Source organism: Ruegeria sp. BJ3, from assembly GCF_056535665.1.
In genome coordinates, this window is sequence record NZ_JBQFIT010000002.1 from 327,887 (window position 1) to 339,287 (window position 11,401).

Consider the following 11,401-nt stretch of genomic DNA (forward strand, 5'->3'; position numbering starts at 1 on the left):
TGACCCATGTGCGGTATCGCCGGATTTCTGACTTTTCAGCCCATGGGCGCCGACTCGGGCCGCACCACGCTGCAGGCCATGTGCGACGCTATTCAGCACCGGGGTCCCGATGCCGACGGATTGTTTGTCGATCCAGACGCCGGTGTAGCTCTGGGCCATCGCCGCCTTTCGATCGTCGACCTGTCGGAGACCGGGGCGCAGCCAATGACCTCGCCCAGCGGCCGGTTCACCATCGTCTACAATGGGGAAATCTACGGCTTTCTGGCCCTGCGGCAAACGTTGCTGGACAAGGGCGTCACGTTTCGCGGCACATCAGATACCGAGGTGCTACTGGCGGCTATGGACCTCTGGGGCATCCGCAAGACATTGGAACAGGCGCACGGCATGTTCGCCTTCGCGGTCTTGGATCGCAAGCTGAACCGGGTGGTTTTTGCGCGCGATCGGTTGGGCAAGAAACCCCTGTATCTAGGCCTCAAATCCGGCCAGCTTTTGTTTGGTTCCGAACTCAAGGCGCTGCGCGCGAACCCCGCATTTGGCTCGCCGGAAGCCGACCGGCGGGCCCAGGCGCAATACGCCCGCTACGGATATGTGCCGGCACCACTCTCGATCTATCGCGAAGTTATGAAGTTGCCCGCCGGATCAATGGTCGAAGTCCGCCTGGACCAGCCGCCCGCGACGGCTCAGGACCTGGTAGATGCCATCCGGACGTTCTGGGACCTTCGCGACTGCGCGAAACGGGGACTTGCCGCACCGATCCACGACGAAGAACGGGCGCTGGCTCGTATTGAAGAGGAACTGCAGCGTGCCGTGCAGGAGCGCATGGTCGCGGACGTCTCGGTGGGGTCCTTCCTGTCCGGCGGGATAGATTCAACCCTGATCACTGCCATGATGCAGGAACAAACCAACGGCAAGGTAACAAGCTTTACAGTCCGTTTCGAGGAAGAAGGCCTGAACGAAGCAGACCATGCCGCCGCAATCGCTGCACATCTGGGCACGGACCATCACGAGGTCACTGCAACACCATCCATGGCGTTCGAATTGCTCGATGACCTACCACACGTTTATGACGAACCTTTTGCCGACCCGTCCGGCGTTCCAACCCTGCTGGTTTCCAAACTGGCCCGCGACCAACTGACCGTCGTGCTGTCGGGTGATGGCGGCGACGAGTCCTTTGGCGGGTACGAACGCTATGCCCGAATGATGGCGATGGAACGCCTGGGCCGAAAGCTTCCTCGGCCGGCTGCGTCGATTTTGGCAGCATCGCCTGATGCCCTGCGTGCAGCCGTTGCGCCGATCCTGCGTAAATTCGTTTCAGGCACTATGCGCGACCAGATCACAGCCGACAGGATCTCCAAAGTCGCCTCGGTCATCGCGCAGCCTGATTTTAGAAGCCGATACAATACCCTGTTCAGTCTTTGGGACCCGGCAGCAGCGCTGAAGGACGTGAATGACGGCGGGGTCTATCAAACACTCGGATTGCCCAACGGCCTCGATGAAGTTGACACGATGCTGCTGCTGGATTCCTGCCTGTATTTGCCCGAAGGCATTCTTGTGAAAGTCGATCGAGCGTCGATGGCCGTCGGTCTTGAGGCGCGCGCGCCCTTGTTGGATGACCGCGTTGTCGCCGCCGCTTGGCAGGCGCCCCGATCCCTGCGTTTCGACGGTAAACAGGGCAAGGTGGCCCTAAGGCGCCTAGTGGACAAGCGCGTACCAAAGGCCTTGTATGATCGCCCGAAACAAGGGTTCGGAATTCCCGTCAACGACTGGCTGCGTGGCCCGCTGAAGCCTGTGGCAAACGAGGTATTTTCAACAGGACAGGGGGTCGAGGACGTATTCGACACAGCCACCTTGGCGCGACGATGGCGCGAGCATCTCAGCGGGCGTCGCAATTGGGGGCCCCATCTGTGGACGGTTCTGATGTATCATTTCTGGCAGAAAAAATGGCTGGCCTGATCCTCAAACCGCGGACTTCTGTTCACCAAATTCGCACAAAAGCACGCAATTCAGCCGATTGTCATGTGAAACAGAGGTGCACGCCCGTATCGTTTGTCACGCGCCGTACCGGCGTGCCTAAGTCTGTTCATGACTGAACTGATTGCATCCTGCTCGGGCCTTTGGCGCGATATCCGGTCCGAATTTCGGTCTCCACACCCTCCTGCAACGAGACGGCAGGCAGGCCTCGCGCTACTGCTTCTGTTTGGCGTGGTCTTTGCTTTTTTCTATTTCCGGCTGGAATTCGCGCGGCAGTTTCTGGACATGCCCGCACCGCCGGGAAAACCGTTCTACAACGACGACTGCATCCTTGCCTCGGACCCTGGCCGTTACTCACATGGCTTGTTTCAGGGGCACTACCTGGCTTTCCACCTTGCGCGCCACCCGCTGGTGGTGATGCTGAACGCCGCCATCGCCGAGCCGCTGACCTGGCTGGGCATCCGGCAGCCTGTCGCGATTTCGATCAGCCTCGCATTCTGGGCGGCCATGTCGTCTGTCACGATCGCGCTATTCCTGCTGCGCCAACGCCTGTCGCTCTCCGTTTCCATTCTGGCGACGCTTGCTGTTCTTCTGACCTTCGGAACCGTCACCACGCTCAGCGTTGTCGAGACCTACAGCGTCTCACTCTGGGCGATCGCCATGTCATTGTTGATCATGGCCGAGATGGCCAGACACTGCGCCAAGTACCCGGCCCTTACCAGCGTGATCGCTGGCCTGGCTTGCGGTGTGCTGGCCGGATGGTCCCATTTGCCGGCGGCTGCATTCTCTCTGGTTTATGCTGGATTTGCATGGGCTTCTCTCAGCGGAGGTGTCGGGCGGAAATTGACGTTCGGACTGGTGGTTCCGTCGGTGATTGCCGTAATCTGCATGATGGCTCCGGTCGTTTTTCTTGGCATCGTTCTGGACGGTGATCCTTTCATGGAACCGACCGAGATGGTTGGCCGGTACGCGGACGCTGCGAACTTCACCAACCCGGAAATCATCAAAGACTATGCCGCCGGCTTCTTCCTGTTTTCCTGGGTCGCGCCGGCCGAAACCGTTCAGTGCCGCTTTTTGCTGGATCGGCTATGGGAGATTCTCCGCGATCCAAGCCGTTTGACCCTGACAATTCTGGCGACAATCCTGATCGGATGGGCAATTGTTTCCGGCACCAGAACACCTGGCCGCGCCCCGCTCGTGCTGGCAGTGTGGACGTTGGTGGGCACGTTCTTTGTGTTCTACCTGTTTTTCAACCCACTCGAAGTGTTGCTTTACAGCTCTCACTGGACCACGGCCATAATCCTGGGTTCGGTCATTCTGCTGAGGGAAAAGCCGGGTCTTGGCTTGCTGTTGAGTGGAATTGTGGCGCTCAGCCTGTATGTGAATGTATCGCCTCTTGCGGATCCAGCTTCATTCGATCCGGCGCAATGCTGTCCGCACGGAGGTCGAAACTAGGCCGGTCCGAGCGGCGGATGTGGGTAAACTTGACAACAAAAGTGACCCTACTTAGCGTTCTGGGTCATCGTCTCCGCCGGTGAAAAATTATGGATACGCCGAATTCGAAAACGGTTACTTGCGACATTCGGCAATGTTTCACGCTGTTGGTTGTAAAAGTGTTTTTGGGTTGAATTCATGCGGCAGTCCACCGAACTGAAGGTATTTTTCTTTTTCCTCGTTGCCTGTGCAGCCGGGCTTTTTGCCGCCGGCACCTGGCACGGAATCGGAATGCGTCCGGATTCTATGGCCTATCTGGGGCTGTCCCCTGACCGGTTTCAACAGGCGCCAACCTATACCGCGCTGATTGATCTGCTGGCCGGAATGGGTGTCCAGCCCGTGCTTGCGGCCACCGTACTGAATATCCTCAGCCTGATCCTGAACATCGCTTTGATGTTCTTGATCCTGAACGACTGCAAGGTTCGGCCACGGATGATCTTTCTGGCAGCACTGATCATGACCCTGAGTCCCCAGTTCATGTACGCGCATGTCACGATCCTGTCGGAACCGCTCACGACAAACTGCTTGCTGGGCACCTATTTCTTCATGTCCCGTTACCTGCGCGGCGACAGCCTGTCCGCCTTTGTGTTGGCAAGCTGTCTGGCCGCCCTCTGCGTGCTGACCCGGTTCGCATTGGTCCCACTGATCGCGGCCTGCTCGCTGACAATCCTTGTTTATGGGCACGGTGATCTGCGCCGTCGACTGGTTTCGGCGATTGTGTTCGGCCTGATCGCATCCGCAATCATCATCGGGTGGTACCTGTACAATCAAACCTCCGGCGGGACCGGCATCGGGCGTCAAGCAGCGTTCCTTGGGGATCCCGACACCGAGACCTTCCGCGCTGCACTGACCACGCTTTCAGCCTACGTGCTGCCAAGCTCCCTGCCGCCGATCATCACGTTGACCGCTTTGGTGGTGGTTTTGGGGTTCGTCGTTGCTCTGATCGCCACGGCTTTGAAGGTTCAGACCAACCCTGATGACCTTCCCGGTCTGCCAGTTGCGCGTCCGATCTCGTTCTTTTTGTTGGTCTACGTTCCTTTCCTGGTTCTGGCCCTGTTTATCGAGGCGAATCTGACCATCCATGCCCGATACCTGTTGCCAGTGTTCATTTCGACTCTGGTTCTGGGGTTTGCTCTGGTTGGTGGTCAGCCAGGAACGGATATGATGAACCGGCTGCGTCCCGTAGCCCTCATACTTGCGCTGGCGTTGACCGGAACCTATGCCGTACGCACGGCAGCGATGACCCGCACCCACATGACTGAGGGGAATTTCTATGCCTCACCGGTCTGGAAGAACTCTCCGACCTTGGCGCATCTGGACAATTTGCGGGATGGTGTCGTGGTCTATTCCAACGGTTATGATGTCATTCGGCTGGTCAAGGGCGTGGATGCGCTCAAGTCCCCTGAGTTGTTCGAACGCAGAACCGGCAGGCCGGACCCTGGTACGTCGCCAGAAAAAGAAATTCAGGAGGTCCGCAAACGCGTGGCAAACCAAAACGCGGTTGTCGCCATCCTGAACGAGGTCGACTGGCGGTTCTATCTGGTCAATGAGGAACGGCTGATCCGCGAAGCCGATCTGACGCTGCTCTATGAGGAGGCCGACGGGCGGATCTATGGATCTCCCGCCAGTTTCAAACCGATCGAATGAAGGATCGTTTATCATGAAGCTTGTTCCAACACTCGCGGCCGAACAATGATAGGATCGATGATATTCAATCGGGTGGCTCTGCATTCACGCCCTGAAGGATTGCTTGATGAAGTTTGAAGACCTCAAACACGTCTCGGTTCTGGTCGGTCGCTATTTCGTGACCGGGTGCACGGCCGTCATCATCCATTTCTCGGCGATGGCGTTCTCGGTCGAAGTCTTGGGCATCTACGAAACGATCGCTTCGGCAATCGGATTTCTGATGGGGGCCACATTCAATTACTGCATCCAAAGACTATGGGTGTTTCGGTCCAGCGTTCCACATCGCAGTGCCCTGCAGAGGTTCATTCTGGTCACGGCGACGACGTCGGCGATAAACGTGGCGCTGTTCTCTCTTCTCTTTGCGTTGTTGCCTTTCCACTACTTGATCATTCAGGCGTTCGTGACCGGGTGCATATTCCTTCTGAATTTTACCCTGAACTGGAAAATCACATTTCGCGAGCCTGCTGCTGAACCACCGGAAGCCCAGGCACAGGACGCCGGAAGGTAGGTATGCCGGACCAAACCCACTGTGTCGGCTTTGGAAACAACGCCAACAACCAACCGCTTTGTTCACGATTTTAAGACTTCGAAAAGGCAGCTCTTCGCCCGACGCCAGAATGGCTAAAAACTCTCTGCTCTCGGATTTGCATCGCTTTTTTTGCCCGCCAAACGCACAGGGACGGCCTTTTGGCCTGATATGGCTAGATAAATCTATCGAGCCGATCAAAGTACAGGTAAAACAATATGATAAATAACAGTTCGATTCTGACGCCGATTTTAAGCCGTATTCACGGTCCGAAAAAAATGGAGAACACTCGTGCAATCCGGTGACGACGCAATTGCCAGCCAGCATGAAACCAACGATTTCATCAATATCTGGTTGCTGCTGCGCCGGAACCTGCTGGTCATCTTTCTGTTGGTCGTCGGTGCGGTCTCGGCAACAGCCTTCTACATGTCGACCATCCCCGACCAGTATCGGTCGGACGCGCAGATGGTTCTGGCTCTCACGGAAACACGATTCAGCGAGTCGACCGGACAGCTGGAAACCTATGAACTGAACCGGTCGAGCGTGGAAACCGAGTTGGCCCGACTGCGGTCTCGCGACTTTGCCGAGCAGGTGGCAGACCGCTTGGGTCTGTTCGACGACCCCAGCTTTGTGCGCCGTGCCCCCGGCGCGGACAGCGAGGCGGATGAAGAGATTCACCGCGCCGCGGTCACTGACAAAGTACTGGCCTCTTATTCCGTCTCCCGCGCGGGAGAAAGCCTCGCCATCAGCATCGAAGGCCGATCCACATCGCCGGTGCTGGCTGCAGCCCTGCCCAATACCGTCATTGCCGTCTATATCGCGAACGAGCGCGACGCACGCGTCAATCGCTTGATGACATCGATCGACAATCTCAAACGCCGGGTCGGTATCCTTGGCGAAGAATTGACTCAAGCGGAATCGAATTTGGCCGAGTTCATACGTGAGGACAATCTGGACGACGAACAGTTCGTGACCCGGCTGCGCGCCGAGGTTGAGCGGCGCAAGGCCCAGCTGCGCATCGGCATCGAACGCAACCTACCGGAAGACGAAATTCTGGCCCTCCAGGAGCAGCTGATCACATCCGAGCAGGAGCTGGAGGCCCGCACCCGTCTGGAGCTGTCGTTGCTGCGCCGGGAACGCGAGGTCGAACTACTGCGAACCCGCTATCAAACCACGATCGACAACCTGACCTTGCTGGAAACCCGCATCGGCCAGCTTGAGGACGGCACAGTTCAGGTTTCCAAAGCGCGAATTCCGGTTGAACCCTATGCCCCCAGCAGGTCGTTGATCACGGTACTGGCCGGCCTGTTCGCAATGATCGTTGGCTTCATCATCGCACTGGTGCGCGAGGGCCTGGACAGAACGGTGCGCAGCGAAAACCAGATCTTCCGAATGACCGGCCTCAGCAATCTGGGATATATCGCCCGTCAGCGACGCAGCAAAATGTTCGCCGGTGAGAACAAGGCGATCGAAAACCTGTTGCAGAGCCAGAAATCGCCCCTGGCCGAAGCCGCCCGGGGCATCTTGACCAATTGTATCAAGTTCCAGCATTCCAAGGTGATCCTGATCACCTCAGGCTTGCCGAACGAGGGCAAATCCTTCGTCAGCAGCGTTCTGGCGACCTCGGCGGCCGTTGACGGACTGAACGCTCTGCTGATTGATCTGGACACGCACCGTCGCGGCGCGACGAAGACGTTCATTCCAGACATGGATGAGGTGCAACTTTCGGAAATCTATTCTGACAGTGTAACCCTGCAACATGCTCTGACCACCGAAACCAAAGGGTCACTGGATCTGATCACCGCAGCCTCGCCTACGCACGAGCTGTCTGATGCCGCGTCAAACAAGCTCAAGCAACTCAAAGAAACGCTGCTGGATCAATACGATATCATTATCGTGGACACACCCCCGGCACTGGTGATGGATGAAGTGTACCGCAACGACATCCTCGCCGACGCCGTTCTGCTGGTCGCGCGCTGGGGAAAAACGCCACAGCATGCGTTGCAAGCCGCGGCAAAACGGCTTCAGTCATCCGGCTTCAATGTACTGGGTACGATTCTGAATGACGTCGACCCCAAGAAATACCGCTGGACCACCTACGAAGGGTATTACGGTACTTACGACGACTACTAGAAAATCCGGCGACCGCGCCGTTCCGGCCACCGGGGATGTCTGGTGGCCGAGTCTGTGCTACCATGCGAGTACCGGATGCTGCGCGCGGGTACTGATCGACGTGCGGCGCGGTCGGAAATACCGGACTTTGCTTGGAGTGGGTTTTGGGGAAAGCTTCTTCAAGGGCAGATGAAAACGGGGGGCTCATAATCATCGCGCTGGCACTGGTCCTGGCGGTGATTCAGACGGCTTTTCCCTTGGTTGACGTAAACTTCTCCAGTGACTCGGCAGACTACGTTCAGGCCGCCGCCTATCGCGGCTTTGCATATCCTTTTTTTCTGGACCTTTTCGACGGGTTCCCGGACCCGCTGCGCGCCGCTGTTGTGGGCCAGATCTGGGTATTCTCGGCTGCTGCATGTCTATTGTCGGTCACACTGGCTCGGGCCACTGGCCATCCCCGTGCCGGTCTGGTCCTGCTTGGAATTCTGATCATCAACCCGATGACGTTCTACTTTAACTACAGCATCCTGTCCGAGTCTCTGTTCCAAAGCGCGACATGCGTCTATCTTGCCTGTCTGGTGCAAGCGATCCACGGCCCCAAGCCCTGGCACTTTGCAGCCCTGGGCATGACAGTCGGCGCTTTGATCGCGATCCGTCCAGTTGGTTTTGCTCTTCTGCCCATCCTTATCGTGGCGGTTCTTTGCGCGAGCTATATCAATGGCAGGCGCCCGTGGGCTGGATTGGCTCTGGCGGTTCTGGGCGTCGCCTTCGTGCTGCTTGCAGACCGCGCCGCTTACGACCTTCGCCACGATGAACCTCGCGAAAGCGTGCTGGGGAACGTCTTATTCGCAAAAAGCGCCATGTTCGCTGCAGGCCCAAACCCCTATGCCCCCGATGACCCACGAACCGAAGTCTGGATTATTCTTGAAGAACAGGGCCCGGCTGACGCACGAGAGGCGATTTCCCGGGCGCCATTTGGACCGGTCTCCTTCTTTCTGATGCACAGCTACGAAGCCAGCTTGATTTTTCTGTACGAGAAGGACCGGTTGCAGTCCATTGCCGACCGAATTGGCATTCCAAAGACCGAACTCATGGCCGAAATCGGTTCAAGACGAATTCTGGCGAACCCGACGGGGTTTTTGCGGTTGCCGCTACAGCACTATGTCGCCCTCTGGCAGCCCTTCTACCATGCCGTGACCGCGAACGACATCACCGCCTACATCGCGCAGAATGGGCCGTTCCCGATGGACAATGCGCTCGGCTATATCACCCGCGATGTTTTTGATCCGCCGTATGCACGTCTTATCCATTCCGCGCTTGCGATAGGTTGGCTGGCTTCGATCTTGATCCTGGCGGCCTCAATCCTTTGGCTGCGCCAAAACTGGGCCGGACGTCAAATACTGACTCTGGCCGGGTTGGGGGTGCTGAGCCTGCACGCGCTATTGTTTCTGTCTGCAACACTATCCATCGCGTCGGTTAGGTATCTTGCAGCACTTTGGCCTATCGTCGCGGTGGTCATATGTGCTAGTTTTCTTGTGGTTTTGAAGCTTTATGATCGCCGGAAGAAGCACGCAAGGCGCAGTCTGGAAATCTGACATGCCGCCCGTAGTGTTCTGTTTCTCGCCTTTTCGGGCCCGGCAAATGTTGTTGTGTCGGTGAAAGTGGTTGCAATGGTAAGAGCCGGATTCAAAGACTATTTGTCCATTGCGCGCATCGACCATTGGTTCAAGAACATCTTCATTCTGCCGGGTGCCGTTCTTGCGGTCATCATGGGTGCCGAGTTCACCAGTCGGTCGGCAATCGACCTCGCCGTCGGGATATTTTCGATCTGTCTGGTCGCGTCGGCCAACTATACTATAAATGAGTGGTTGGACCGCGAATTCGACCGGCACCACCCGAAGAAGAAAGAGCGTGCCTCAGTCGTGACCGAGATCGACGGCCGGATCGTCTGGTTGCAATGGCTGGGTCTGGCGATCGTCGGTCTCGGACTCGCGCTACTGATCAATACGCCGTTCTTCCTGACGGCGCTGTCCCTGCTGATCATGGGGATCATCTACAACGTCAAACCAATCCGGTCCAAGGACCGCGCCTATTTGGACGTTCTGAGCGAGGCCATCAACAACCCCATTCGGTTCTTTGCGGGCTGGTTCATTATGGTTCCGCCGATCGTGGCACCGTCCAGCGTGTTGATCTCGTACTGGTTCGGCGGCGCGTATCTGATGGCGATCAAGCGCTTTGCCGAATATCGTACCATTGACGACCCGGCACTTGCCGCGCGGTACCGCGCATCTTTCAAAGACTATGACGAGTCGAAGCTATTGGTGTCGGCGCTGGTCTACGCAATCTTGTCCACCGCTTTCCTGGGCGTTTTCCTGACAAAGTACAAGGTCGAGCTTCTGCTGTCTCTGCCCTTCGTGGCGATGTTGTTCGGGCGCTATCTTGCCGTCGGGCTGGCCCGGGACTCGATCGCACAGGCCCCCGAAAATCTGTACAAACAACGCGGCCTTGTTTTTCAGGTTATTCTGCTGGTGGTGGTCATGTTCGTTCTGCTCGAGATCAAGCTTCCGTTCTTTGAACAGTTGCTTGAAATCCGGCCAGTCGGGTCATAGGTGCCGGGCAACGGACCGGCTTGCTGCCAGACTGGAGGTGATGCGCGCATGGTGAACCAGCCTTCAGATGATGTTGTATCCGCACCGATCCGGCGATGCTGGCTGTGCGGCACCGGCGGCCTCAGGAGGATAAAGGAAAGCACCCTGCGCGGGGATCCGACGTCGCGGAACTTTGAAATTTCGAATGCCGACTACGGTACAACCGCCGCGATCGACCAATGCGTCCGCTGCGGTTTTTGCCAATGCACGGATATGGTCGATGTCCTTAAATTCTACGAAGACCTCGAAGACCCGGCCTATGAGATGACGCGCCCCCAAAGGGCGCGGCAGAAACGGGTGCTGCTAAACAGGCTGCCAAGACCCACTGCCGGCGCGAACCGGCTGCTGGATGTGGGGGCCGGAACCGGTATCCTGGTCGAGGAGGCCATCGCCTGTGGTTACGACGCGATCGGGGTTGAGCCGTCGCGACGGTTTTGCGCCCGGGCAAAACATCATGGCCTGCCGGTGGTCCAAGGCGTTCTTCCACATCCCGATCTGACCGGCCCCTACGATGTAGTCACTCTGGTAGACGTGGTCGAACATGTTTCGGATCCGCTGGACCTGATCACCCGGGCTGCACGGTTGTTGGCCGATGGCGGAGTACTGGTCGTCGTTACGCCCGACCGCTCGTCCCTGCTGGCGCGTATCATGGGAGACCAATGGTGGCACTATCGTGTTGCGCATATCGGCTATTTCGACCCTGAAACACTGCGCTTTGCCTTGGCCAAAGCTGGCTTGCAGCAAACCGAATTTCATCGTCCAACTTGGTATTTTCCGTTAGGATATCTGGTTGAAAGAGTGCATCGTTATCTACCCAGATGGGCGCGCTTCAAGGTTCCGGCACGGCTGGCTGACCTAGTGATCCCAGTGCACCTGCGGGATTCAATGATGGTCTGCGCGACCAAAGCCCAAACCCGGGACACCGCGCCCTAGACCAAAGGCAGAAGAATTTTGACAACAGCCA

The 11,401-nt window shown here is 57.4% G+C and carries 8 protein-coding genes; all 8 read left to right on the forward strand.

The genetic code is table 11. The features are described from left to right. Window positions 1-6 precede the first annotated feature (6 nt). The 8 genes from asnB to ACR3EL_RS18920 all read left to right on the forward strand — a co-directional run bounded on the left by asnB (window position 7) and on the right by ACR3EL_RS18920 (window position 11,370). Window positions 7-1,953, forward strand: coding sequence for an asparagine synthase (glutamine-hydrolyzing) (gene asnB, locus ACR3EL_RS18885; RefSeq protein ID WP_170341690.1), 1,947 nt, complete (start codon window positions 7-9; stop codon window positions 1,951-1,953). A gap of 129 nt (window positions 1,954-2,082) precedes the next feature. Beyond that, window positions 2,083-3,426, forward strand: coding sequence for a hypothetical protein (locus ACR3EL_RS18890; RefSeq protein WP_480722618.1), 1,344 nt, complete (start codon window positions 2,083-2,085; stop codon window positions 3,424-3,426). A gap of 270 nt (window positions 3,427-3,696) precedes the next feature. Then, complete coding sequence (locus tag ACR3EL_RS18895; protein ID WP_480722620.1) at window positions 3,697-5,112, forward strand: ArnT family glycosyltransferase; 1,416 nt, start codon at window positions 3,697-3,699, stop codon at window positions 5,110-5,112. A 106-nt stretch (window positions 5,113-5,218) separates the two neighbouring features. Continuing rightward, the gene (locus ACR3EL_RS18900) at window positions 5,219-5,659 is read left to right on the forward strand and encodes a GtrA family protein (RefSeq protein ID WP_093963237.1); all 441 of its coding nucleotides are present in this window, start codon (window positions 5,219-5,221) and stop codon (window positions 5,657-5,659) included. A 309-nt stretch (window positions 5,660-5,968) separates the two neighbouring features. After that, a complete protein-coding gene (locus ACR3EL_RS18905) occupies window positions 5,969-7,810 on the forward strand; it encodes a GumC family protein (protein ID WP_170341697.1) in 1,842 nt (613 codons plus the stop codon). 143 nt (window positions 7,811-7,953) lie between these two features. Continuing rightward, a complete protein-coding gene (locus ACR3EL_RS18910; RefSeq protein ID WP_170341699.1) occupies window positions 7,954-9,384 on the forward strand; it encodes a hypothetical protein in 1,431 nt (476 codons plus the stop codon). Window positions 9,385-9,459: 75 nt separating this feature from the next. Further along, window positions 9,460-10,398: a UbiA family prenyltransferase gene (locus ACR3EL_RS18915; protein ID WP_170341701.1), complete on the forward strand. Its 939-nt coding sequence runs from the start codon at window positions 9,460-9,462 to the stop codon at window positions 10,396-10,398. A 252-nt stretch (window positions 10,399-10,650) separates the two neighbouring features. Then, a complete protein-coding gene (locus tag ACR3EL_RS18920) occupies window positions 10,651-11,370 on the forward strand; it encodes a class I SAM-dependent methyltransferase (protein WP_170341703.1) in 720 nt (239 codons plus the stop codon). The last annotated feature ends 31 nt before the right edge of the window (window positions 11,371-11,401 follow it).